General features: G+C 72.4%; 17 protein-coding genes. 4 read left to right on the top strand and 13 right to left on the bottom strand.

Annotation, left to right across the window (positions count from 1 at the left end; genetic code table 11):
* Window positions 1-15 precede the first annotated feature (15 nt).
* The 6 genes from ACFY0X_RS19665 to ACFY0X_RS19640 form a co-directional block, all read right to left on the bottom strand.
* Window positions 16-3,909: a DNA-directed RNA polymerase subunit beta' gene (locus tag ACFY0X_RS19665; RefSeq protein WP_387756283.1), complete on the bottom strand. Its 3,894-nt coding sequence runs from the start codon at window positions 3,907-3,909 to the stop codon at window positions 16-18.
* Between the two features lie 98 nt (window positions 3,910-4,007).
* Entirely contained in the window at window positions 4,008-7,484 is a 3,477-nt protein-coding gene (gene rpoB / locus ACFY0X_RS19660) for a DNA-directed RNA polymerase subunit beta (protein ID WP_387756281.1), read from the bottom strand.
* Window positions 7,485-8,176: 692 nt separating this feature from the next.
* Window positions 8,177-8,563 (bottom strand): 50S ribosomal protein L7/L12, encoded by a 387-nt coding sequence (gene rplL / locus ACFY0X_RS19655; RefSeq protein ID WP_387756279.1) that lies wholly within the window; start codon window positions 8,561-8,563, stop codon window positions 8,177-8,179.
* 87 nt (window positions 8,564-8,650) lie between these two features.
* Complete coding sequence (gene rplJ, locus ACFY0X_RS19650; protein WP_045693068.1) at window positions 8,651-9,214, bottom strand: 50S ribosomal protein L10; 564 nt, start codon at window positions 9,212-9,214, stop codon at window positions 8,651-8,653.
* A 401-nt stretch (window positions 9,215-9,615) separates the two neighbouring features.
* Window positions 9,616-10,494, bottom strand: a complete 879-nt coding sequence (locus ACFY0X_RS19645; protein WP_387756277.1) for a hypothetical protein — start codon at window positions 10,492-10,494, stop codon at window positions 9,616-9,618.
* Between the two features lie 326 nt (window positions 10,495-10,820).
* Window positions 10,821-11,699 carry an alpha/beta fold hydrolase gene (locus ACFY0X_RS19640; protein WP_387756275.1) on the bottom strand — a complete coding sequence of 293 codons (879 nt, stop codon included), beginning with the start codon at window positions 11,697-11,699 and terminating at the stop codon, window positions 10,821-10,823.
* Window positions 11,700-11,833: 134 nt separating this feature from the next.
* Here ACFY0X_RS19640 and ACFY0X_RS19635 point away from each other — a divergent pair, with 134 nt between their 5' ends.
* Window positions 11,834-13,771 (top strand): BTAD domain-containing putative transcriptional regulator, encoded by a 1,938-nt coding sequence (locus ACFY0X_RS19635; RefSeq protein ID WP_387756273.1) that lies wholly within the window; start codon window positions 11,834-11,836, stop codon window positions 13,769-13,771.
* Window positions 13,772-13,838: 67 nt separating this feature from the next.
* Here ACFY0X_RS19635 and ACFY0X_RS19630 read toward each other — a convergent pair whose 3' ends face one another.
* Window positions 13,839-14,744 (bottom strand): helix-turn-helix domain-containing protein, encoded by a 906-nt coding sequence (locus ACFY0X_RS19630; RefSeq protein ID WP_387756271.1) that lies wholly within the window; start codon window positions 14,742-14,744, stop codon window positions 13,839-13,841.
* 206 nt (window positions 14,745-14,950) lie between these two features.
* Here ACFY0X_RS19630 and ACFY0X_RS19625 point away from each other — a divergent pair, with 206 nt between their 5' ends.
* Window positions 14,951-15,181: a tautomerase family protein gene (locus ACFY0X_RS19625; protein ID WP_387756269.1), complete on the top strand. Its 231-nt coding sequence runs from the start codon at window positions 14,951-14,953 to the stop codon at window positions 15,179-15,181.
* A gap of 210 nt (window positions 15,182-15,391) precedes the next feature.
* Here ACFY0X_RS19625 and ACFY0X_RS19620 read toward each other — a convergent pair whose 3' ends face one another.
* Window positions 15,392-15,577, bottom strand: a complete 186-nt coding sequence (locus ACFY0X_RS19620) for a hypothetical protein (protein ID WP_387756267.1) — start codon at window positions 15,575-15,577, stop codon at window positions 15,392-15,394.
* On the opposite strand from ACFY0X_RS19620, the gene ACFY0X_RS19615 reads away from it, so the two are divergent.
* Together ACFY0X_RS19615 and ACFY0X_RS19610 are read left to right on the top strand one after the other, a co-directional pair.
* Entirely contained in the window at window positions 15,561-15,725 is a 165-nt protein-coding gene (locus ACFY0X_RS19615; RefSeq protein ID WP_387756265.1) for a hypothetical protein, read from the top strand. The two genes, ACFY0X_RS19620 and ACFY0X_RS19615, sit on opposite strands and share 17 nt — an antisense overlap.
* Window positions 15,726-16,110: 385 nt before the next feature.
* Window positions 16,111-18,279: a BTAD domain-containing putative transcriptional regulator gene (locus tag ACFY0X_RS19610; protein WP_387756263.1), complete on the top strand. Its 2,169-nt coding sequence runs from the start codon at window positions 16,111-16,113 to the stop codon at window positions 18,277-18,279.
* Between the two features lie 19 nt (window positions 18,280-18,298).
* On the opposite strand, the gene ACFY0X_RS19605 is transcribed toward ACFY0X_RS19610, so the two are convergent.
* From ACFY0X_RS19605 to ACFY0X_RS19585, 5 genes are all read right to left on the bottom strand, one after another.
* Complete coding sequence (locus tag ACFY0X_RS19605) at window positions 18,299-18,955, bottom strand: sigma-70 family RNA polymerase sigma factor (RefSeq protein ID WP_387756261.1); 657 nt, start codon at window positions 18,953-18,955, stop codon at window positions 18,299-18,301.
* Between the two features lie 333 nt (window positions 18,956-19,288).
* Window positions 19,289-20,494: a PLP-dependent aminotransferase family protein gene (locus ACFY0X_RS19600; RefSeq protein ID WP_387756259.1), complete on the bottom strand. Its 1,206-nt coding sequence runs from the start codon at window positions 20,492-20,494 to the stop codon at window positions 19,289-19,291.
* A gap of 62 nt (window positions 20,495-20,556) precedes the next feature.
* Window positions 20,557-21,615, bottom strand: coding sequence for an isocitrate/isopropylmalate family dehydrogenase (locus tag ACFY0X_RS19595; RefSeq protein ID WP_387756257.1), 1,059 nt, complete (start codon window positions 21,613-21,615; stop codon window positions 20,557-20,559).
* Window positions 21,612-23,618, bottom strand: coding sequence for an aconitase family protein (locus ACFY0X_RS19590; RefSeq protein ID WP_387756255.1), 2,007 nt, complete (start codon window positions 23,616-23,618; stop codon window positions 21,612-21,614). Before ACFY0X_RS19590 ends, ACFY0X_RS19595 begins: the two co-directional genes overlap by 4 nt.
* Before the next feature lie 34 nt (window positions 23,619-23,652).
* Window positions 23,653-24,915 (bottom strand): LeuA family protein, encoded by a 1,263-nt coding sequence (locus ACFY0X_RS19585; RefSeq protein WP_387756253.1) that lies wholly within the window; start codon window positions 24,913-24,915, stop codon window positions 23,653-23,655.
* Window positions 24,916-24,940: the final 25 nt, after the last annotated feature.

Genomic DNA, 24,940 nt, shown 5'->3' with positions numbered 1-24,940 from the left:
TCGGTGACGCGCGACTCAGCCGGTGTACGGGCCGTAGTCGTAGTCGTCCAGCGGGACCGCCTGGCCGGAGCCGGCGCCGAAGGGCGACAGGTCGTAGTCGTCGTAGCCGACGGCCGAGTACATCGCGGCCTTGGCCTCCTCGGTCGGCTCGACCCGGATGTTGCGGTAGCGGGGCAGACCCGTACCGGCCGGGATGAGCTTACCGAGGATGACGTTCTCCTTGAGGCCCAGCAGCGGGTCCGACTTGGCGTGGATCGCCGCGTCGGTGAGGACCCGGGTCGTCTCCTGGAAGGAGGCGGCCGACAGCCAGGACTCGGTGGCCAGCGAGGCCTTGGTGATACCCATCAGCTGCGGACGGCCGGAGGCGGGGTGGCCGCCCTCGGCGACGACGCGGCGGTTCTCCTGCTCGAAGCGGCCGCGCTCGACCAGCTCGCCGGGCAGCAGCTCGGCGTCGCCCGACTCGATGATCGTCACGCGGCGGAGCATCTGCCGGATGATGATCTCGATGTGCTTGTCGTGGATCGACACACCCTGCGAGTTGTAGACCTTCTGGACCTCGGCGACCAGGTGGACCTGGACGGCACGCTGGCCCATGATGCGCAGGACGTCGTGCGGGTTGGTGGCACCCATGGTCAGCTTCTGGCCGACCTCGACCGCCTCGCCCTCGCTGACCAGCAGCTTCACACGCTTCGAGACCGGGTAGGCGATCTCGTCGGTGCCGTCGTCCGGGGTGACGACCAGCTTGCGGGTCTTCTCGGTGTCCTCGATGCGGACCCGGCCCTGGGCCTCCGAGATCGGGGCCACACCCTTGGGGGTACGGGCCTCGAAGAGCTCGACGACACGCGGCAGACCCTGGGTGATGTCGTCACCGGCCACACCACCGGTGTGGAAGGTACGCATGGTCAGCTGGGTACCGGGCTCACCGATGGACTGGGCGGCGATGATGCCGACCGCCTCACCGATGTCGACCAGCTTGCCGGTGGCCAGCGAGCGCCCGTAGCACATGGCGCAGGTGCCGACGGCCGACTCACAGGTCAGGATCGAGCGGGTCTTGACCTCGCCGATGCCGTGGCGGATCAGCTCGTCGATCAGGACGTCGCCGAGGTCCGTGTTGGCGGTGGCCAGCAGCTTGCCGTCGACGGTGATGTCCTCGGCGAGCATGCGGGCGTAGACGCTGGTCTCGACGTCGTCGGCCTTGCGCAGCACGCCGTCCGCGCCCACGGAGCCGATCGACAGCTTCAGGCCGCGCTCGGTGCCGCAGTCCTCCTCGCGGATGATGACGTCCTGGGAGACGTCGACCAGACGACGGGTGAGGTAACCGGAGTCGGCGGTACGCAGGGCGGTGTCGGCCAGACCCTTACGGGCACCGTGGGTGGAGATGAAGTACTCCAGCACGGACAGACCCTCACGGAACGACGCCTTGATGGGTCGCGGGATGGTCTCGTTCTTGGCGTTCGACACCAGACCACGCATACCGGCGATCTGGCGCATCTGCATCATGTTTCCACGAGCACCCGAGTCGACCATCATGAAGATGGGGTTCGTCTTCGGGAAGTTCGCGGCCATGGCGTCCGCGACCTCGTTGGTCGCCTGGGTCCAGATGCCGACGAGCTCCTGCTTGCGCTCGTCGTTGGTGATCAGACCGCGCTCGTACTGCTTCTGGACCTTCTCCGCCTTGGCCTCGAAGCCCTCCAGGATCTGGGGCTTGCTCGGCGGGACGATGACGTCCGAGATCGAGACGGTGACACCCGAGCGGGTCGACCAGTGGAAGCCGGCCGCCTTCAGGTTGTCCAGGGTCGCCGCGACGACGACCTTGGGGTAGCGCTCCGCCAGGTCGTTGACGATCGCGGAGAGCTGCTTCTTGCCCACCTCGTAGTCGACGAACGGGTAGTCCTCGGGCAGCAGCTCGTTGAAGAGCGCGCGGCCCAGGGTGGTGGTCAGGCGGAAGGGCTCGCCGTCGAACCAGGTCGACTGGCCCTCCTCGTCCACCGGCGGGGTCCAGCCGCGCGGCGGGACGGTGCCGGCCGGCAGGCGCAGCTCGATCGGGGCCTGGACGTCCAGGTCGCGGGCGTCGAAGGCCATGATCGCCTCGGCGGTCGACGAGAAGGTGCGGCCGGCGCCCTTCACGTTGTCGCGGTCCGAGGTCAGGAAGAACAGACCGAGCACCATGTCCTGGGTCGGCATGGTGACGGGACGACCGTCGGCCGGCTTCAGGATGTTGTTCGAGGACAGCATCAGGATGCGGGCCTCGGCCTGCGCCTCCGCGGAGAGCGGCAGGTGGACGGCCATCTGGTCACCGTCGAAGTCCGCGTTGAACGCGGTGCAGACGAGCGGGTGGATCTGGATGGCCTTGCCCTCGACCAGCTGCGGCTCGAAGGCCTGGATGCCGAGGCGGTGCAGGGTGGGCGCACGGTTCAGCAGGACCGGGTGCTCGGCGATGACCTCTTCGAGGACGTCCCACACGACCGGACGGGCGCGCTCGACCATGCGCTTGGCCGACTTGATGTTCTGCGCGTGGTTCAGGTCGACCAGGCGCTTCATCACGAACGGCTTGAAGAGCTCCAGCGCCATGGCCTTCGGCAGACCGCACTGGTGCAGCTTGAGCTGCGGGCCGACGACGATGACCGAACGGGCCGAGTAGTCGACTCGCTTGCCGAGCAGGTTCTGACGGAAACGACCCTGCTTGCCCTTCAGCATGTCGCTGAGGGACTTCAGCGGGCGGTTGCCCGGGCCGGTGACCGGACGGCCGCGGCGGCCGTTGTCGAACAGCGCGTCGACGGCCTCCTGGAGCATGCGCTTCTCGTTGTTCACGATGATCTCGGGGGCACCGAGGTCGAGCAGGCGCTTCAGGCGGTTGTTGCGGTTGATGACGCGGCGGTACAGGTCGTTCAGGTCGGAGGTCGCGAAGCGGCCACCGTCCAGCTGCACCATCGGACGCAGGTCCGGCGGGATGACCGGGACGCAGTCCAGCACCATGCCGTTGGGCTTGTTGGTGGTCTGCAGGAACGCGGAGACGACCTTGAGGCGCTTGAGCGCACGGGTCTTCTTCTGGCCCTTGCCGGTGCGGATGATCTCGCGCAGGCGCTCGGACTCCTCCGCCAGGTCGAAGGTCTCGAGGCGGTCCTTGAGGGCCGCCGCGCCCATCGAGCCGGAGAAGTAGGTGCCGAAGCGGTCGCGCAGCTCGCGGTAGAGCAGCTCGTCGCCCTCGAGGTCCTGGACCTTGAGGTTCTTGAAGCGGGCCCACACCTCGTCGAGGCGGTCGAGCTCGCGCTGCGCGCGGTCGCGCAGCTGCTTCATCTCGCGCTCGGCGCCCTCGCGCACCTTGCGGCGCACGTCGGCCTTGGCGCCCTCGGCCTCCAGCTCGGCCAGGTCGGTCTCGGCCTTCTTGGCGCGGGCCTCGAGGTCGGAGTCGCGGCGGTTCTCGATCTGCTGGCGCTCGACCGAGACGTGCGCCTCCAGGGACGGCAGGTCGCGCTGGCGGCGCTCGTCGTCGACCCAGGTGATCATGTAGGCGGCGAAGTAGATGACCTTCTCGAGGTCCTTCGGCGCCAGGTCGAGCAGGTAGCCCAGACGGGACGGCACGCCCTTGAAGTACCAGATGTGGGTGACCGGGGCGGCCAGCTCGATGTGGCCCATCCGCTCGCGGCGCACCTTGGCACGGGTCACCTCGACGCCGCAGCGCTCGCAGATGATGCCCTTGAAGCGGACGCGCTTGTACTTACCGCAGTAGCACTCCCAGTCCCGGGTGGGGCCGAAGATCTTCTCGCAGAAGAGTCCGTCCTTTTCGGGCTTCAGGGTGCGGTAGTTGATGGTCTCCGGCTTCTTGACCTCGCCGTGCGACCACTGGCGGATGTCGTCGGCGGTGGCCAGGCCGATGCGGAGCTCGTCGAAGAAGTTGACGTCAAGCACTGGTCGTCAAGCCCTCTTTCGTAAGTCGAGAGTCGTTCATGTGGTCTGAGGGGGGCCTGGGGGCGGGCCGGCCGCGGGTGCGGCCGGCCCAACCTCCGTCAGACCTCTTCGACGCTGCTCGGCTCGCGCCGGGACAGGTCGATGCCGAGCTCCTCGGCGGCGCGGAACACGTCCTCGTCGGAGTCCCGCATCTCGATGGACTGGCCGTCCGAGGACAGCACCTCCACGTTGAGGCAGAGCGACTGCATTTCCTTGATGAGGACCTTGAAGGACTCGGGAATGCCGGGCTCGGGGATGTTCTCGCCCTTGACGATGGCCTCGTAGACCTTGACCCGGCCGAGGACGTCGTCGGACTTGATGGTGAGCAGCTCCTGGAGCGCGTAGGCAGCGCCGTACGCCTCGAGGGCCCACACCTCCATCTCACCGAAGCGCTGACCACCGAACTGCGCCTTACCACCGAGCGGCTGCTGGGTGATCATCGAGTACGGACCGGTCGAACGGGCGTGCAGCTTGTCGTCGACCAGGTGGTGCAGCTTGAGGATGTACATGTAGCCGACCGAGACCGGCATCGGGAACGGCTCGCCGGAGCGGCCGTCGAACAGTCGGGCCTTGCCCGTGGAGTTCACCAGGCGCTCACCGTCACGGGTGAGGGTGGTGTTGTCCAGCAGACCGGTGATCTCGTCCTCGCGGGCGCCGTCGAAGACCGGGGTGGCGAGGTTGGTGCCGCCCTGGACCGTGTCGGCGCCGATCGCCTGCAGGCGCTGGGCCCACTCGTCGGCGAGGCCGGAGACGTCCCAGCCCTGCTTGGCGAGCCACCCGAGGTGGATCTCCAGGACCTGTCCCGGGTTCATTCGGGACGGGACACCCAGCGGGTTGAGGATGATGTCGACCGGGGTGCCGTCCTCGAGGAACGGCATGTCCTCGACCGGGAGGATCTTGGAGATGACACCCTTGTTGCCGTGGCGGCCGGCGAGCTTGTCACCGTTGGTGATCTTGCGCTTCTGGGCCACGTAGACGCGGACCAGCTGGTTCACGCCCGGGGGCAGCTCGTCGCCCTCTTCGCGGTCGAAGACGCGGACGCCGATGACCTTGCCGGACTCACCGTGCGGCACCTTCAGCGAGGTGTCGCGGACCTCACGGGCCTTCTCGCCGAAGATCGCGCGGAGCAGGCGCTCCTCCGGGGTCAGCTCGGTCTCGCCCTTGGGTGTGACCTTGCCGACCAGGATGTCGCCGGTGACGACGTCGGCGCCGATGCGGATGATGCCGCGCTCGTCGAGGTCGGCGAGGACCTCCTCGGAGACGTTCGGGATGTCCCGGGTGATCTCCTCGGGGCCGAGCTTGGTGTCACGGGCGTCGACCTCGTGCTCCTCGATGTGGATCGAGGAGAGGACGTCGTCCTGGACGAGGCGCTGCGACAGGATGATCGCGTCCTCGTAGTTGTGACCCTCCCACGACATGAACGCCACGAGCAGGTTCTTGCCGAGGGCCATCTCGCCCTCGTCGGTGCACGGGCCGTCGGCCAGCACCTGGCCGGCCTCGACCCGGGCGCCCTCGTCCACGAGCACCTTCTGGTTGAAGGCGGTGCCCTGGTTGGAGCGGGTGAACTTGGCGGCGCGGTACGTGGTGTACGTGCCGTCGTCGTTGGCCACGGTGACGTAGTCGGCCGAGACCTCCTGGACGACACCGGCCTTCTCGGCGGTGATGACGTCCGCGGCGTCGACGGCGCAGCGGTACTCCATGCCGGTGCCGACCAGCGGAGCCTCGCTCTTCAGCAGCGGCACCGCCTGGCGCATCATGTTCGAGCCCATGAGCGCGCGGTTGGCGTCGTCGTGCTCGAGGAACGGGATCATGGCGGTCGCGACCGACACCATCTGGCGCGGCGAGACGTCCATGTAGTCGATCTCGGTGCCGGGGATGTAGTCGATCTCGCCACCACGGCGGCGGACCAGGACGCGCGGCTCGGCGAAGTGCAGGTCCGCGGTCAGCGGCGCGTTCGCCTGGGCGATGACGTAGCGGTCCTCCTCGTCGGCGGTGAGGTAGTCCACCTTCTCGGTGACCACACCGTCGACGACCTTGCGGTACGGCGTCTCGATGAAGCCGAACGCGTTGACCCGGCCGTACGAGGCCAGCGAGCCGATCAGACCGATGTTCGGGCCTTCGGGGGTCTCGATCGGACACATGCGGCCGTAGTGCGAGGGGTGCACGTCACGGACCTCGAAGCCGGCCCGCTCACGGGACAGACCACCGGGGCCCAGCGCGGACAGACGGCGCTTGTGGGTCAGGCCCGACAGCGGGTTCGTCTGGTCCATGAACTGCGACAGCTGGCTGGTGCCGAAGAACTCCTTGATGGAGGCGACGACCGGCCGGATGTTGATCAGGGTCTGCGGCGTGATCGCCTCGACGTCCTGGGTGGTCATGCGCTCGCGCACGACGCGCTCCATGCGGGCCAGACCCGTACGGACCTGGTTCTGGATGAGCTCGCCGACGTTGCGCAGGCGGCGGTTGCCGAAGTGGTCGATGTCGTCGACCTCGACCACGATGTCGCGGCCCTCGTCGTCACGCCACTCGGTCTCGCCCGCGTGCAGCTTCACCAGGTACTTGATCGCACCGATGATGTCGGGCTCGGTGAGCACGCCGGAGTCCAGCGACTCGGCGTTGCCCAGCTTGCGGTTGACCTTGTAACGGCCGACCTTCGCGAGGTCGTAGCGCTTCGGGTTGAAGTAGAGGTTCTCCAGAAGCGTCTGTGCGGCCTCGCGCGTGGGCGGCTCGCCCGGGCGCAGCTTGCGGTAGATGTCCAGCAGCGCGTCGTCCTGGCCCTGGGTGTGGTCCTTCTCCAGGGTGGCGCGCATCGACTCGTACTCGCCGAACTCCTCGAGAATCATCTCGTTGGTCCAGCCGAGCGCCTTGAGCAGCACGGTGACGGACTGCTTGCGCTTGCGGTCGATGCGGACGCCGACCATGTCGCGCTTGTCGATCTCCATCTCCAGCCAGGCACCACGCGAGGGGATGACCTTGCAGGAGTAGATGTCCTTGTCGGACACCTTGTCCAGGGTGGAGTCGAAGTACACACCCGGGGAGCGGACGAGCTGCGACACGACGACACGCTCGGTGCCGTTGATCACGAACGTGCCCTTGTGGGTCATGAGCGGGAAGTCGCCCATGAAGACCGTCTGAGACTTGATCTCACCGGTCTCGTTGTTGGTGAACTCGGCCGTGACGAAGAGCGGGGCCGCGAACGTGAAGTCGCGGTCCTTGCACTCGTCAATGGAGTTCTTCGGCGGCTCGAAACGGTGGTCGCGGAAGGTCAGCGACATCGACCCACTGAAGTCCTCGATCGGGGAGATCTCCTCGAAGATCTCCTCCAGACCGGACTTGGTGGGGACGTCCTGACCAGACTCCAGCGCCTGCTCGACCCGGGTCTTCCAGGCCGCGTTGCCGAGCAGCCAGTCAAAGCTCTCGGTCTGCAGGGCCAGGAGGTTGGGGACCTCGAGGGGCTCCTTGATCTTCGCGAAGGAGACGCGGAGCGGGGCGGTGGATGCGGCGGAATTGTTCGAGGCGTTGCGCGGCGCGGCCAAGAGGGGGGTCCTTCCGAGGGCTCGGAGCTCACTACGCGCGTACCAGCCGGGCCTGCTTGGGCTTGGTGCCGCCTCCCTCGCCACTGGCCTCCGCCGGGGTCGGAACCCCAGGTCAGAGCCGCTTTGCGGAGGCGGTGCCAGACCCCTTCAGGGCAACGCAAACTCCGGGCGACGAGTCACGGAGCAGCTAACAGGCAGCGCAAAGGGACAGTGTAGCCAATGGCGACACTGCTGTCCAGCTCTGATTCGGAGACCGAATCGGAGACTCCTCCCGGTAGCCGGCGGGCGCGGGCGCCCACCGGGTACTGCTCTAACTCACGTGGAGTCATTTCCCGCCGGGCCACTGGTTATGCATCCAGCGGCGAACCAACCGGGCGGACTCGCGCCTCGAGAATCGCGCGCCGCGCCAGGTTCGTCAAGGGCCCGCCGGCGGCGCGGACCTCGACCCGTCTATCGGCCCGGACCCGCTCGGCGTTACAGAAGCCGTGGTCGGGCCGCCCTCGACGACGGTGATCACCATACCCCCCGGCACCGACGGTGCCGAGTGCACCGTCGGCCACACCGGGGGCCGTACCGGCCGGTCGGCGCAACGGCCCCGCGGGCCGCCCCGGGCCGGGAACGCGAAAAGGCCGGGCCGACCACCCGCAAGGGTGATCGGCCCGGCCGTACGCCCCCTCAGAGGGGGCGCGGGATCACTTGACGGTGACCTTGGCGCCGGCACCCTCGAGGGCGGCCTTGGCCTTCTCGGCAACGTCCTTGGCAACCTTCTCCAGGACCTTGGCACCAGCGGTGTCAACGAGGTCCTTGGCCTCCTTCAGGCCGAGGGAGGTCAGGGTGCGCACCTCCTTGATGACCTGGATCTTCTTGTCGCCAGCGGCCTCGAGGATGACGTCGAACTCGTCCTGCTCCTCGGCAGCGGCCTCGGCGCCACCGGTGCCACCGGCAACGACGACGGCGGCGGCCGGGGCGGCAGCGGTGACGTCGAACTTCTCCTCGAAGGCCTTCACGAAGGCAGCGAGCTCGATGAGGGTGAGCTCCTCGAACTGCGCGAGCAGCTCGTCCTGGGTCAGCTTCGCCATGATGGCGTCCTTCCACTAAATCGGCAGGTGGTGCCGTATGTACGGGTTGGGCGGGCACGGGCCCGCAGCGAGGCGTTAGCCTGCCGACTACTCGGCGGCGGCGTCCTCGGCGGCGGGAGCCGGCGTACCGGCACCGCCCTGCTCGACCTTGTCGCGCAGCGCGTCCACAGTGCGGACGAGCTTCGACGGCAGGGCCTGGAAGAGCGCGGCAGCCTGGGACTGCTTGGCCTTCAGGGCACCCGCCAGCTTGGCGAGCAGCACCTCGCGGGACTCGAGGTCCGCGAGCTTCTTGATCTCATCGGCGGACAGCGCCTTGCCGTCAAGGACACCGCCCTTGATGATGAGAGCGGGGTTCTCCTTGGCGAAGTCACGCAGAGCCTTCGCCGACTCCACCGGGTCACCGGTGACGAAGGCGACAGCCGTCGGACCGTTGAACAGGTCGTCGAGCTCCGTGATCCCGACCTCATTGGCCGCGATCTTGGTCAGCGTGTTCTTCACCACGGCGTACTCGGCGTTGTCGCCGAGCGAGCGACGCAGGGTCTTGACCTGCTTCACCGAGAGACCGCGGTACTCGGTCAGCAGCGCCGCGGAGGAGCCACGGAACTTGTCCGTGATCTCGGCAACGGCAGCAGCCTTGTCGGGCCTGGCCATAGGCTTACGCCTCCTTCCGTGATGTCGAAGTCGGGCCGACCGCGAAAGTCGACCTAGGTCGCCGTGGACCGACCGGACGGAAGGAAAGCTCCTGCGAAATGCAACGAGCCCCGGTGCGCAGGGGCACGGGGCTCGGAACGACCTCGACGGGCAGCCGCGCGAACGCGGACCCGGAAGTCGAAGCTCCAGACACACCTGCGCGGGCTGCCTGCGACGAAGCGCAGATCCTTCGGCCATCTGCTCCCTGACGGGCGCGTGATGACAACCAGCGGTCTTTGGCTTCGGCAACAGTAACCGGAGCCGTCGGCCGGGAGCAAATCGCCCTCCGGTTCGGCCCGGCGGCCCGACGGGGGCGGGACGGCGGGGTGGGGTCCGCCGGGGTGGGTCCGGCGGGCCGCGGTTCAGCGGGCCAGCGGGGAGACCGTCCGGACGCCGGTGTCCACGGTGTCCGTCTCGGCCGGCGCCTGCGCCGAGAGCAGCGCCCCGGCGAGGTCGGTGTAGAGCACCGCGTCGTCCGCCCGGCCGCTGTCCCCGTTGCCGGTGCGCTGGAGCCGGACCAGCTGGTCCTTGTCGTTGAGCCAGAGGTCCAGGGTGAGCGAGAGCGAGCCGCCGGGCGCGAGCGCGGCCCGCAGGCCGTCCCGGCGGGACTGGGTCAGCTGGGTCTGGGCGGCCGCGTACCTCTCGGCGGTGGTGGTGACCCGGTAGTGCCCCACGGTCGAGTCGTCGAACTTCTCCTCGCCGACGAAGACCGGCTCCGTCCCCTCGGCGGTGGCCGCGGTCAGCGCCTCGACCGGGTTCAGCAGGTCGATCAGCCCGGCGTACGGGATCTCCTTGCGGCCGTCCGCGGCCGGCGGGACGGTGAAGCGCTCCCAGTGCTTCCCGCCCTGCCGGGCCGCGGTGGCGGCGTCGCCGCCCTGGTAGGCGACGGTGTCCACGACGATCAGCTGCTCCGCCTCGGCCGGCGTGGAGCGCTTGATCTGGAGCGCGGTCTTGGGCTGCCAGAACAGCGGGCCGGAGCCGGCGTCCGCGCCGAGCCGGTAGCTGACCTTGGCCCGGCGGGCGGTCTGCGCGGCCAGCTGGGCGGAGAGCAGCACCCCGTGCGGGGAGCGGTCGGTCGGCTTGGCCTGGGCGCTCGGCGAGGCGGTGGACGGCGTGGCGCTGGCCGTGCTCGGGCCGTCGGACGGCGTGGCGGTCGTGTCGCCGCCCCCGCCGCACCCGCTCAGCCCGCTCGCCAGCAGGACGACGACGGCCCCTGCCGCCAACCGCTGCCGTCCCGCCATGGTCCGTTCCCCTCTCGCCGGCCCCCGCCCGACGGCGGCTTCGCTCCGGCCACCTTGCCACCCGTCCCCCGCCCGCCCGGTCGCGGCCCCCTCCGGACCCGCCCGCGGCCGGGCGGATCCACCGGGTCGGCCGAGCCGGGCCGGGCCGGGACACCGGTCGGGGGGGGGGGGGGGGGGGGGGGGGCCCCCCCCCCCCCCCCCCCCCCCCCCCCCACGCCTCGGCCCCTCGTCCACCCGGATCGCCGGATCGCGGCGCCCGTCCAGTGCCCGTCCGGCGCCGGGGGCGCTCGGCTCGCCCGCCGCTTCCCGCGGCCCGGGTGGAGGGATCAGCGAACCAGCAGGTCGCGGATCGCCTCCGTGATCTCGTCAGGCGCCTCCTCGGCCATGAAGTGCCCCGCCCGGGTCAGCCGGTGGTCGAGGTCCGGCGCCCACGCCCGCCACACCGCGGCGGCGTCGTAGCCCAGCTGGGCGCCCCAGTCCTGCTGGACCACGGTCACGGGCATCGCCAGCTGCGACCCGGCGTCCAGGTCCGCCTGGTCGTGCAGGACGTCGACGCCCGCCGAGGCCCGGTAGTCCGCGACGATCGACGGCACCGCCGCGGCGCTCGCCCGCAGGTACTCGGCGCGCACCTCCGCCGGCACGGCGGCCGGGTCGTTCGCCCAGGCGTCGAGGAACGAGCCGAAGAACGCGTCCGCGCTGTTGGCGATCATCGTCTCCGGCAGCCCCGGCGGCTGCGCCATCAGGAAGAGGTGGTAGCCGACCGCCGCCGGGACGCCGTGGAGCACGTTCCACATGTCGAGCGTCGGCACGACGTCGAGGATGCCCAGGTGGGTGACGGTCTCCGGGTGGTCCAGGCCCGCCCGGAAGGCGACCAGGGCGCCGCGGTCGTGGCCGACGAGGGCGAAGCGCTCGTGGCCGAGCGCCGCCGCCAGGGCCACGACGTCGGCGGCCATGGTGCGCTTGGAGTACACCTCGGGTCCGGTGGCCGCCGGCTTGTCGCTGGCGCCGTAGCCGCGCAGGTCCGGGCAGATCACCGTGTGCTCCTCGGCGAGCCGCTCGGCGACGTGCCGCCACATCAGGTGGGTCTGGGGGAAGCCGTGCAGCAGCACGACCGGGCTGCCGCTGCCGCCGACGGAGGCGGCGAGCTCCACGCCGTCCGCACCGGGCAGGCGGAGACGGTCGAAGCCGGGAATGGCGAGCGTCATGAAGGGTTCCTTCCTGGGGTCGGACCGGCGAAAGCCCCGGTCCGAGGACTGACGGAACGAGCATGGGCGACGGCGATCAGCAGCCGATCAGTACGCGTCGACGTCGCGGTCCCGTGACGCGGAAGATGGAAGGCATGCGAATCGACGTACTCGGTGCCGTGCGGGCCTTCCACGACGACGGCACCCCGGTCGACCTCGGCGGGCCCCGCCACCGCGAGGTGCTCGCCCGGCTCGTCGCCGCCGAGGGACGGATGGTCGCCACCGACACCCTCGTCGACGACCTGTGGGCCGAGCCGCCGGACCGCGCCGTCGGGGCGTTGCGCACGTTCGTCGCCGCGCTGCGCCGCGCCCTCGAACCCGAGCGGCCACCCCGCACCCCACCGCGCGTCCTCGTCACCGAAGGCCCCGGCTACGCGCTGCGCCTGCCACATGACCACGTGGACGCCCACCGGTTCGAGGACGCCCTGGCCCGCGCCAGGAGCGCGCCCGATGCGCTGACCGACCTCGAAGCGGCCCTCGGGGCCTGGCGCGGCCCCGCCTACGCCGACGTCACCGGCTCCGCGTGGGCCCGGCGCGAGCGGACCCGCTTGGAGGAGCTGCGGCTGGAGGCGACGGAAGTGCGCGCCCGCCTCCTGCTCGACGCGGGTTCAGGGGCCGAGCTCGTCGCCGAACTCGGCGCCCACGTCACCGAACACCCCTGGCGCGAGCCGGCCTGGGGACTGCTGGCCCGCGCACTGCACCGGGCGGGCCGTCAGGCGGACGCGCTGGCCACCCTCCGCCGCGCCCGCACGATGCTGGTGGACCAGCTCGGGCTCGACCCCGGCCCCGACCTGCGGCGCCTGGAGACGGACATCCTCCACGGGGCCACGACGCTCCAGCCCCCGCGCACCGTGTGGACCACCGCCACCCGCTTCGGCCCGCGCACCACCGTCGAGCTGGCCCGCACCCTGGCCCTGGCGGGGGGCGACGCCCTCGTCCACTCGCGGCGCGACCGCCTCGCCGCCGTCCTGGCGGCGGAGCGCACCGGAGACGTCGCCCTGACCGCCCGCGTCATCGGCGCCTACGACGTGCCCGCCCTCTGGAGCCGGGCCGACGACCCCGAGCAGTCCCGCGCCGTCGTGGAGGCGGCCGAGCGCACGCTCACCGCGCTCGGCCCCGGCGGCCCCGCCGAACTGCGCGCCCGCCTGCTGGCCACCGTCGCGGTCGAGAGCCGCAGCGCCGATCTGTCCGGCACCGCGCTCACCCGCGCCGCACGGGCGGCGCGCGAAGCGGAGGCACTGGCCCGGGAACTGGGTGACCCGGCCCTGCTGGTGTTCGCCCTCAACGGCGTGTTCCTCCAGTCCTTCACCCGGCCCGGGCTCGCGGCGGCCCGGGACGTGACCGGCGCCGAGATCCTCGACCTGGCCACCCGGCACGCACTGCCGAACTTCGCCGTGCTCGGTCGGCTCATCCGCCTGCAGTCCGCCTCCGCCCTCGGCGACCTCGACGCCGCGACCGCACACGCCGAGGCCGCCGAGCGGCTCGCCGTCAGCACCGAGGCCTCCCTCGTCCCCGTCCTCACCGCCTGGTTCCGGGCCCGGGCCACGGCCGCCCGCAGCGCCGAACCGGGCGGACCGACCGCCGCCACCGCCGCGGCGCACTACCGCGCCGCCGAGGACGCCCTCGCCGCGACGGCGGGCATGCCGGGACTGCACCGGGGCCTGTTCGCCCTCGCCCTCCTGGGCCTTCGCCTCCTGCACGGCCGTCCCGCACCCACCGACCCCGCTCTCGACTGGGGCCCCTACCGCTCCTGGGCCCAGCCCCTGGTGCTGCTCGCCCGCGACCGCGCCGAGGAGGCCCGGACCGCCCTCACCTCGGCGCCCGAACCACCCCCCGACCACATGCAGGAAGCGCTCTGGTGCCTGACCGCCCACGCCGCCGCCCGCCTCGGCGAGCGCCCGGTCGCCGCCCGCGCGGCCACAGCCCTGCGCCCCGCCCGCACCGAACACGCGGGCGGGGCGAGCGGGCTGCTGACGCTGGGGCCGGTGGCGCGGTACCTGGCGGAGGCGGAGGCATGCGCTGACAGGGGATGACCGATGCACCGGTGGGGACGTCGGCGCACCCGCAGGACGAGACACGGCCCTCCGTCTCCGGTGCGGGTCAGCGCTGCGGTCCGGACTCGGCCGCGGGCACCCTCTCCGGGGCCGGGTCCCCGGTGACGCCGAGGTCCTGGGTCCCGATGACGGACAGCAGTTCCAGCTGTTCGGCACCCCGGCTTCCGGGCGGTGCGGTGAACCACAGCAGGCGTTGGCGTCCGTCCTCGCTGAGGAGGCTGTAGCAGTCGAGTTCGATGACGCCGAGCGCGGGGTGGACGATCCTCTTGTGGTCCATGCGGCGCACCGCGACGTCACGGGTGTTCCAGAGGGCCGCGAACTCCGGGCTCCGGTGGCACAGCACGGCGACCATCTTCGTGACCTCCGCGTCCCTGCCGCGTCGGGCGGCCGCCGCGTGGAGGTCGGCCACGAACACCCGGGAGTGGTGCGGGTGGTCCTCGAGCGGGTACCTCTCGCGTGCCTGCGGATCGGTGAACCAGCGGTACACGAAGCTCGCCGCCGGGCCGCGGTGTGCCGGGGACGCGCCGAACAGGGCCAGCGCCAGGTCGTTCTCCACCAGGGTTTCGTGCAGGTCGGTGATGACGCGCGCCGGGGTGTCGGACAGCCTGTCCAGGAGTCCGAGGAAGGCGGGCTGCACGTGTGCCGACGGCCCGTGGGCCGACGGCGGGATCGGCCGTTCGGCCAGGCGGAACAGGTGGTCGCGCTCGTCGCCGTTCAGACGCAGAGCCCGGGCCAGGGCGGCCAGGGTCTGGGTCGAGGGCTGGACGCGGTGCTTTCCACCACCGCGTTCCAGCTCGGTGTAGTAGTCGGCTGACAGCCCTGCCAGCTGGGCGACTTCCTCTCGGCGCAGCCCGGGAACGCGCCGGCGCGGGCCTGGGGAGACACCGACCTCGGCGGGGCGGATGCGGTCACGGCGCGTCCGGAGGAAGGCGCCGAGTTCTGGAAGGTTCACCCCTTGATGGTCGCGTGCGCGCCGGGCCGTAGCCAGGGGGTGGCACCCCCCGGGTGGACGCCACCCTGGCTGGGGGCGGGGGACCGGCCGATCGTTGAGGTCGCAGCAGGGCGGCGGCGGGACCGCGGCCCTGCCGCGTCCACCACTGGAGTCAGCGGTGCTCATCCCCTTCCATGACGTCCCCTTGAGAGCAGGAACAGCCGGCCATGCCTTTCGCGAACTTCAAGGTCCCCGAGAAGACCCTCACCCCGGAGCAGAAGGAGGAGATCGTCACCCGCGTCACCGAGCTGTACGTCGAGCTCTACGGCGAGCGCGCCCGGAACAACACCATGGTGCTGGTCGAGGAGGTCGCCGACGGCGGCTGGGGCATCTCCGGCAAGGTGCTGACCCTCGCCGTGCTCGGTGAGGCGGCACCGACCGACACCAGGGGCCTCTGACCGCTCCGGACCCCTGGGTGAGCAGCGCGACGAGCCGCTGCCCGACACCGTCGGCGGTGACCGGCACGGTCACCGCCGACGGCTGACCGGCAGGAGGACGGCCCTCGGCTACCACCGGGGCCCGTACCGCGGACCGAGCCACGCGTTCCGGACGATCACGACCTTCGACCTGGCCCATCGCACCCCGGGGCCCGGGGGCCCGCCGGTCCGTCAGGCGCCGGTGGGTGTCACCACGCACTGGTCGTCGTCGACGACCTGGAGGTAGCCCTCGGCGATGAGGACGTCGATCTTGTAGTCCTTGGTGCCGAGTGCCGCGGGCTTGAGCGCCTTGTCGAGCCACTCCTGCACGCCGCCGCCGGGCATGCCGTAGAAGGCCGCCGTGTGGCCGCGCCACACGTCGAACCGCCGCATCCTGGACCTCGCCACCGACGAGCAACGCCCGCACCTCGACCGGTACATGAAGGCCTTCGCCTTCTGGCACCTCCGCTGCCGCCGCTACCGCTGGCAGGACGTCTACCCCGGGCTGACCCCGATCGACGCCTGATCCGGCGGGCAGGCCGCACAGGCCGGCCGTACAACCACCGCACCGCCGTCGGCGAGCCGGCCGGCCGTCGCGACTCCGTCGGTCGGGCGGTCGGACGGTCGGACGGTCGGAGCGACGGCGGTACCCGCCCGCGCGGTCCGTGTATCCCGAACCGGCGGTCGAGGCCGCCAGGTGGAGCGCGGGCAACCCCTCGCCGAAACGCGCGTCCCATGGTTCCCCCGAGCGCGCTCCGCCGTTGGCCGGGGCGGACGCCGGCGACGGGGGCGGCTTGACAGTGGGCGCCGGGGGGTGAGACGGTCACGAATGAATAACCCCCCAGAATGGTTATGGAGGGGGCCGCTGCTCACCCCGGCGGGACGCGGAAGGACTGCGAGGTCAACCCGAGATGGACGCACCGGTTCGCTATTCGATCCTCGGCGCCGTGCGGGCCACCCGCGGCACCACGGAACTGGAACTGGGGCCCCCCAAGCGCCTGGCGCTGCTCGCACTGCTGCTGCTCCGGGCGCCCGGGCCGATCACCCTGAGCGAGGCCGTGGACATCCTCTGGGACGACGATCCGCCGCCCAGCGCCGTCAACGTGGTGCACCGTCACATCGGCGCGCTGCGAAGGACCCTGGAGCCGGGACTGCGCAGCCGCACCGAGGCGGAGCACCTGGTGCGGGCCGCGGACGGGTACCGGCTGCTGGTGGACACCTCCGCCTCGGACCTGCTCCGCTTCCGCGCCCTGCGCGCGCAGGCGCAGCAGGCCGTCCGGGCCGGCGCCGCCGAGCGGGGCGCGCAGGACTTCGTGGCGGCACTGGGCCTGTGGCACGGGCCGACCATCGCGGCCGGCACGTCCGTGGCCCAGCACCCGCTGTTCACCGCGGCGGGGCACGAGTACGTCGCGACCGCCAAGGAGGCCGCCGACGTGGTCCTCGCCTCGGCGCCCGCGCTGACCGACGAGGTCCTGACGGCGCTGCGCCGGGCCGTCGACTGCCACCCCTTCGACGAGGCGCTGCACTCCCGGATCGTCGCCGCGCTGGCCGCGACCGGCCGTCAGGTCGAGGCGCTCCAGCAGTTCGAGAGCATCCGGCGCACCCTGGCCGACGAACTGGGGGTCGAGCCGGGGCCCGGTCTGCGTGCCGCCCGGCAGCAGGTGCTGCGCCGGCAGGCCGTACGGCCGGCGGACGGGCCGGAGCGGGCCGCCGGTCCGGTGGTGCGGCCCGCCCAACTGCCCCCGGTGCACCTGCCCTTCGCGGGCCGCCGTCCGGTCCTGGACCACTGCCTGGACGCGCTCACTCCGGAAGGCGGACAGGCCCCGGCGCCCACCACCGTGGCCGTCTGCGGGATGGCCGGCGTGGGAAAGTCGACGCTGGCCCTGCACTGGGCGCACCTGGTCGCCGGGCGCTTCCCCGACGGGCAGATCCACATCGACCTCCGGGGCCACCACAGCGCGCAGCCGCCGCTCACCCCCGCCGCCGCGATGACCGAGGTGCTCGGCGCGCTCGGCGCCCGCCCGGACCCGGCGCCCGCGAGCACGGCCGAGCTGGGCGCGCGCTACCGCCGGACACTGGCCGGCCGTCGACTACTGATCGTCCTGGACGACGCCAGGGACTGCGAGCAGGTGCGTCCGCTGCTGTCCGGCGCCCCCGGATCCCTGACGGTCGTCACCAGTCGCAGCCGACTGGAGGGGCTGGCCGTCACCGACGACGCCCGGCTGCTGGCGCTGGCTCCGATGACCGGGCCGGAGGGTTTGGAACTGCTCGAACACCGGTTGGGCGCGGACCGGGTCGCGGACGCGCGGGCGGCGGCGGAGGAGATCGTCGGGCTGTGCGGCGGACTCCCGCTGGCCCTGGCCGTGGTCGCCGCCCGCGCCCTGACGCGCCCGGACTTCCCGCTCGGCGCGCTCGCCCAGGAGCTCCGCGACAACCGGGACAGCCTGGTCGCCTTCTCCAGCCACGACGCCCGCACCGACCTCCGCAGCGTCTTCTCCCGCAGCTACGACACGCTGAGCAGCGGCGCGGCGGCCCTGTTCCGGCTGCTCAGCCTGTACCCGGGGCCGGACTTCTCGCTGCCCGTCGTCACCAGTCTGACCGGTACCCATCCGTGGTCGGCCCGGGTGCACCTGGCCGAACTCGTGGACCGCAGCATGGCGGTGGAACGGGTTCCCGGCCGGTACGCCTGCCACGGGCTGCTGCGCGGTCGCGCGGCGGAACTGGCCCACTGCGTGGACGGGGACGACGCCCTGGCCGAGGCCCGGGCCCGGCTGTCCGAGTACTACCTGTACAGCGCGGCCGCCGCGGTCGCCCTGCTCGTGCCGCACGGCGAGGGCGACGGCGACGGCGACGGTGACCGCGATGGGGACGCCGGCAGTGGTGTGCCGCTGCCGCCCCCGCGGGCCGGGGTCCGCCCCCAGCGGTTCGACGACCGGACGGGCGCCGCCCGGTGGATCGCGGCCGAGCGGCCCGCCCTGGCGGCGCTCCTGCGGGAGGCGGGCGGCGGCCCCGGAGCGGCCGCCCTGCGCCGACGCCTCACCACCGCGCTGGAGTCGGGCGCCCGGTTCGCGGCGCCCTGACCCTCCGGCGGGCGTCGGTTCAGGCGGCCCTGGGCCCGGCCACGGCCCGTAACTTGCGCAGCGCGTGGTGCTGACGGGACTTCACCGTCCCGAGCGGCACCCCGAGGATGCCAGCGGTCTCCTGGATGGTGCGGTCGCACAGGTAGATGTGGACCAGGACGGCGCGGTGCTCCGGCGACAGCCGCCGCAGCAACAGCCGGGCCAGCAGCACGTCGTGCACCGAATCGGTGCCGTCACGCACCGCGTCGGCGGCCTCCCGCCGTACGGACGGCTCCTCGTGCGAGCAACCCACCACCTCCCGACGGGCGTGCGGCCGGCGGACCGAATCGATCACCAGGTGCCGGGTGACGGTGAAGAGCCACCCGCGCACCGAACCCTCCAGGCCGACGAGGCGGTCGATGTTCCGCCAGGCGCGCACGGCGGTCTCCTGGACGATGTCCTCGGCGAGCCCGTGGTCCCCGGTCATCCGCTCCGCGTAGGCCAGGAGGGCCTCCCGGTGCTCTCTCATGATCACGCCGAGGAGGTCCGACCGGGTCGCGGTCGCGCCGCGGGTGGTGGCGGTGACGGCCGTGGTGGCCGTGGTGGCCGTGACGGTCGTGGTGGTCGCGCGGCGCAGGCGGGCCGTGCCGCGCACGGTGGCCTCGCCGGTCATGGCGGCCGTCGGTCGGTGAGTCATTCCGGTCCCCTGTCACATGGTGGGCGGGCGGTGCCGGGATGCGTCCTTCGGCACCGCGTGTTCCGCACACTAGGAGCCCCCCTGTGTCCGAACAGTGACGTTTCCCTGCCGCCCGGGTGCCGGTGCGTCAGTCGGCACGACGGCCCTCCGCCAGCGCGCGCCACACACCGCGCGCGTCACACGCCGCGCGCGTCGGACACCGAACCCCCGGCCCCCGCCGCGACTCGGGCGGTGGGGGAGCGGGGGTTCGGTGGTCCGGTGGCTCCGGCGCCCGGGCGGGGCGCGGTCAGGGAAAGGGGACGGGACGGGACAGGACGGGGACGGGGACGCGGCTCAGCCCGTGCCGGCGAGCACGTCGGCGAGCCGGCCGACGCCTTCCTCGATCACCTCCGGGCGGTGGGCGGCGAAGGACAGCCGCATCGTCCCCGGGTCCGCGGGGCCGGCGTGGAAGGGCGCGCCCGGCAGGTAGGCGACCCCCTTGGCGACGGCGTCGCGCAGCAGCGCACCGGTGTCGTGACCGGCTGGCAGCCGGGCCCAGACGAACATCCCGCCGTCCGGCCGGCTCCAGGTGCTGCCCGCGGGCAGCACCCGCGGGAGCGCGGCCAGCAGCGTCGCACAGCGCTCCCGGTACGCCGCGCGGACCGACACCAGGTGGGCGTCCAGGTCGTGGTCCGCCAGGTACCGCGCGGCGGCGGCCTGGTCGACGGTCGAGGAGTGCAGGTCGAGCGCCTGCTTCGCCAACAGGCAGGCGCGGCGCAGCGTCCCCGGTGCGCGGAGCCAGCCCAGCCGCAGGCCCGGTGCGATCGTCTTGGACAGGCTGCCCAGCAGAGCGGTCCGGTCCGCCGCCTCCGGCTGCGCGGCGATCCACGGCACCGGGGCGCCGCGGAAGCGCAGTTCGCCGTACGGGTCGTCCTCCACGATCCGGAACCCGTGCTCCGCCGCGAGGCGCGCCACCTCCCTCCGGCGGCTTCCCGCCATGGTCTGCCCCGTCGGGTTCCGGAACGTGGGGACGAGGTAGAGCAGCTTGGGCCGCGCGGTGGCCACCACCCGCTCCAGCGCCTCGACGACGATCCCCCCGTCGTCCGAGGGGACGGGCACGACCCTCGCGCCGGTGTAGGCGAAGCACTGCAGGGCCGCGAGGTAGGTGGGGTCCTCCACGGCCACCACGTCCCCGGGGCGCAGCAGGGTGGTGGCCAGCAGGGCCAGGGCCTGCTGCGCCCCGGTGGTGATCAGCAGGTCGTCCGGGCGGGTCGGCAGGCCCTGCCGGGAGAGCCGGGCCGCGATCGCCGCGCGCAGCCCGGGGTCGCCGTCCGAGCCGGCGTACTGCAGGGCCCGGCCCGGGGACTCGCTCAGCACCCGGTCGTAGGCGGCGCGCAGGTTGTCGGCGTCGATCAGCTCCGTGGCGGGGAGTCCGCCGGCGAAGGAGATCACGTCGGGCCTGCCGGTGAGGGCGAGGGCCTCGTGGATGGCCGATCCGCCGGCCAGGACGGGCGGCTCCACCAGGGCGGGCGGCGGCACGCGGGCCGAGGGGGGTGTCATGACTCTCCGATCGTCGTACGGTCGTTCCGTCATCCGGTTGTTCAGTCGTTCAGTTCAGTCGTTCAGTCAGTGCCCGGGCCGACGGCCGCGGGCGGTGCGGCCGGCAGGCGCCGTTCGAGCAGCGCCGTCACCTCGGCCATGAACTGCCGGGTGGTTCCGCCGCCGCCGAGGTCGGGCGTCGCCGCCGGTCCGGCGGCGGCCTCCACCAGACAGGAGCGGAACACCTCGGCCGCGGCCCGGTGGCCGGCGTGCTCCAGCAGCAGGACCAGGGACATCGCCGCGCCGTACGGGTTGGCCGTCCCCGTCCCGGCGATGTCGGGGGCGCTGCCGTGGACGGGTTCGAACAGGGCGAACCCGGTGTCCGGGCAGATGCTGGCGCTCGGCGCGAGGCCGAGCCCGCCGGCCAGGGCGGCGCCGATGTCGCTGATGACGTCCCCGAAGAGGTTGGGAGCGAGCACCCCCTCGTACCGGCTCGGGTCGCGCACCAGGTGGTAGCAGAACGAGTCCGCGTACTCCTCGGAGCCGGCCAGGCCGGGGAAGGCGCGGAGCTCCCGGCGGAAGACGTCCTGCCACAGGCGCCCGGTGTTCGGCACCGCGTTGGACTTGTGCACCAGGGTGGCCCGGCGCCGTCCCGCGGCGTGCAGCCGGGCCAGGCAGTAGCGGACGAACGACTCGACGGTCTCCCGGGTGTAGACGCACTCGTCGATCGCCACCGTGACGGCCCCCGAGCGGGCGACCGACCCGCCGACGCCCGCGTAGAGCCCCTGGGTGTTCTCGCGGTAGAGGTCGACGACCCCGTGCTCCAGCACGACGGGCCGGTGGTTGACGCAGAGGTCGAGGCCCCGGCGCAGCCCGAGCAGGATGTCCCGGCCGTGGGCCATGTCGGGGATGCGCGGGTCGCCGAGCGCCCCCAGGTAGACGGCGCCGTAGTCCCGGGAGAGGCGGTCGAGCGCCCCGGGCGGCAGGCCGACGCCGGTGGCCAGCCAGCGGTCCGCGCCCCAGTCGAGGACGTCGTAGGTGAGGCCGAGGCCGAACGCCTCGCTGACCGCCGTCAGGGCGGGCAGGGTCGCCGGGACGACCTCCTTGCCGATCCCGTCGCCGGGCACCACCGCGATCCTCATGACCGCGGCTCCGCGCCGAGCTGCGCCCCGACGGAGTCGCCGAACAGGGCCTCGACGGAGCTGAGGCGTCCGGCGATCGCCGTGGCGGCCACCACGTACGGCGACGCGAGGTAGACCCGGCCCGGCCCGGAACGTCCGGGGAAGTTGCGGTTCTGGGCGCTGACGGTGACCTGGTCCGCCCGCTCGGAGACACCGGGGCCGGCGTTGATGCACGCCCCGCAGGACGGTGGCAGCACCTGCACCCCGACGGCCGCGAACAGGTCGGTGTACCCGCGGTCGACGGCGTACCTCATCACCGACTCGCTGCCGACCTGGATGTACGCCTCCACCCCCGGCGGCACCGTCAGTCCCCGGTCCCGGGCCAGCGCGAACACCTGGGCGTACATGTCCATGTCGTACGCCTTGCCGCCGGTGCACGAGCCGCCGTACACCTTGTCCACCGGGACGGGCTCGCGCACCGAGCCGAGCGGGACGGCGTTGCGCGGGTCCCCGGGCAGCGCCACCATCGGCTCGATACCCGCCAGCTCGACGGCCACCACCGCGCTGTAGTGGGCGCCCTCGTCGGAGGCGAGGAGCGGGCTGTCGAGGACCGGCTCGCCGGGGACCTCCCCGTCGGTGACCGGCGCCCCCGGGCGCCCGGCCAGGAACTCGCGCGTCACCTCGTCCGGTTCGAACAGCGCGGTCATCGCGCCGGCCTCCACGGCCATGTTGCACAGCGTGGCGCGCTCGTCGGTGTTCAGCCCGGCGCATCCCGGACCGGTGAACAGCAGGACCCTGCCCAGCGTCCGGCTGCCCTCGACCATCGGGTGCGCCAGCAGGCCCAGCATGAGGTCCTTGGCGCACACGCCCTCCGGCAGCCGCCCGGTGAGCTCGATCCGCAGGACCTCCGGCACCTTCACCAGGGTCTCCCGGCTGTACCAGGCGCTCGCGATGTCGGTCGCGCCGACGCCGAACGCGAGGGCTCCGACCGCGCCCGCGGTGCAGGTGTGGCTGTCCGTGCCGATGATCACGTCCCCGGGCCGGGCGACGTGCTCCACGATGTGGTTGTGGCAGATCGCCCGGCTGCCCCCGCCGGTGGCGGCGGGGCCGACGAAGTGGCCGCCGGCGGCCGTGGCGAACTCCAGCTGCCGGCGACCGAGGTCGTGGATCCGGCCGACCAGGTCCGCTCCGCCCGGCCGGCGGGCCACCACCTGGTCCGCGAGCGACAGGTGGTCCTGGAAGAAGTAGCAGGAGTCCGGGTCGGCGAGCGGGGCGTCGGCCCCGAACTCCCGGGTGAACATGCCGGCGGCCATCGGTGTCACGTACTCGTGGGAGAACCTGACGTCCGTCCGTACGAAGTACGACTCGCCGGCCCGGACGGTGCCGCCGGCCGGCGCCGGGTTCCGGGGCGCGAGGCGGCTCTGGAGGATCTTCTCGACGATGTTCAGCGGCCGGCTCCCGGCGAACGCGGGCACCGGCCCGGTGCCGTGCCCGTCCGCCGTCCGGCGGTGGAAGCCGAACAGCCCGCCGAGGTCGATGACGGCGCGCTCGACGTCGTTGGCGCTCCCGGTGAAGGCCGTCAGCGGCAGTTCCTCCCCGGCCAGCAGGGCGGCGAGGAGGTCGAAGTCCTCGCAGGTGACGATGCCGACGTTGCGGCAGTTCTGCTGGTAGATCCGTTCGAAGGAGCGGGCGAAGACCAGCTCCGTCCCGGCGTACTTCTCCGCGTACACCGCGTGCTCCCGGGAGGATCCGCAGCCCTTGGCCTCCCCGCTGACGATGATCTGCGGGGCGAAGGCCTTCACCGCGCCCTCGCCGAACCGCCGGTCCCGCAGGCCCAGGTACGCGAAGTCGCCGAGCCGTTCGTCGTACCAGAAGCAGCACCAGCCGGGGATGATCTCGTCGGTCGAGACGTTGTTGCGCAGCGGCTCGCGCAGGAGCCGCTGCGGCGTCGGTCCGCCCTCGCCGGCCAGCTGCCCGGCGACCAGTTCCGGGTCCTCGGTGAGGACCAGCACGTTCCCGTGCAACGCGATCGTGCGGGGGGACGCGGTCGGCGTCCCGTCAGTGGCCCGTCGCAATGACCCGTCCTATCTCTTCGTCGGTGAGCGGGGTGCGGCGCGTCTTGGCCAGCTCCAGCACCCTCTTGACCACGTCGGAGTCCTCCGCCGGGTAACCGTGCGTGGTCAGCCAGTACTTGACGCTGCTCGCGCCGGAGGCCGCGTCCACCAGCACCTCCTGCTCCCGGCCGAGCAGCCGGGCGGGGACGCCCGCGTAGACGCCGTCCTTCAGCGCCTCGTCGCCCTTGCGGTGGGCCTTGAGGATCGCGGAGGCGTGCACCCCGGCGCTGGTCTTGAAGACGTCGCGGCCCATGCCCGGGTAGTTCCGCGGGATCTCGACGCCGAGCAGCGGGGCCGCGTGCTCGACGTACCCGCGCAGCGCCCTCAGGTCGTACGGGTGCCCGTCGTCCAGGCGGTGGTTGACGATGATCTGGTCGAGCGACGCGTTGCCGGCCCGCTCGCCGACGCCGAGGACGGTGCCGTGCACCCGGGCACAGCCGAGGGACAGCGCGACGAGCGAGTTCACCAGGGCCAGGCCCCGGTCGTTGTGCCCGTGCCATTCGAGGTCCACGATGTGGCCGCGCTGGGCGAAGTAGCGCCGGGTCCAGCGGATCAGGGCCGCCGTGCCCCGGGGGACGGCGGCTCCCACCGTGTCGCACAGCGTCAGCCGCCGCACGCCGGTCTCCACGGCGACGTCGTACACGCCGGCGAGCACCTGCGGGGTGCAGCGGACGGTGTCCTCCAGGACGAGGACGAACTCCGCCCCGCCGCGGGCGCATTCGGCGGCCGCCGTGCGGATCGCGCGCTCGATCAGCCCGGGGTCCCAGTCCTCCACGTACTGCCGGATGGGGCTGACGCCGATGAAGGCGTACGCCTCGACGCCGATCCCGGCCCGCTGGCCCACCTCGCAGATCGCGCCGATGTCCGCCGGGTGGGTGCGCCCCGCGAAGCCGGGGACCAGGTCGAGGCCGGCGGTGGCGATGTGCCGGGCCAGGGCCGTGCACTCCTCGGCCGCCGCCGGGTCCGAGCCGGGGAACCCGAGGTCCGCGCTCCGGATGCCGGAGCGGACCATGTGCTCCAGGAAGCCGAGCTTCTGCTCCGGCGTCGGGTTGCGGACGTGCGGTGCCTGGAGGCCGTCCCGGAGGGTCTCGTCGAAGACGAGGCCCGTACCGCTGCCGCCGTGCTCCTCGTGCCCGTCGTGCTCCGCCCCGTGTTCCGTACTCGCGTCGTTCCAGCTGTACCAGACGTCCTGCCTGGTCTCACTCACGGTCTTCCCCTTCCTGACGGGTGGT

The organism is Kitasatospora sp. NPDC001547, assembly GCF_042894165.1.
Classification (GTDB): domain Bacteria; phylum Actinomycetota; class Actinomycetes; order Streptomycetales; family Streptomycetaceae; genus Kitasatospora.
This window is presented reverse-complemented; position numbering and strand designations above follow the sequence as displayed.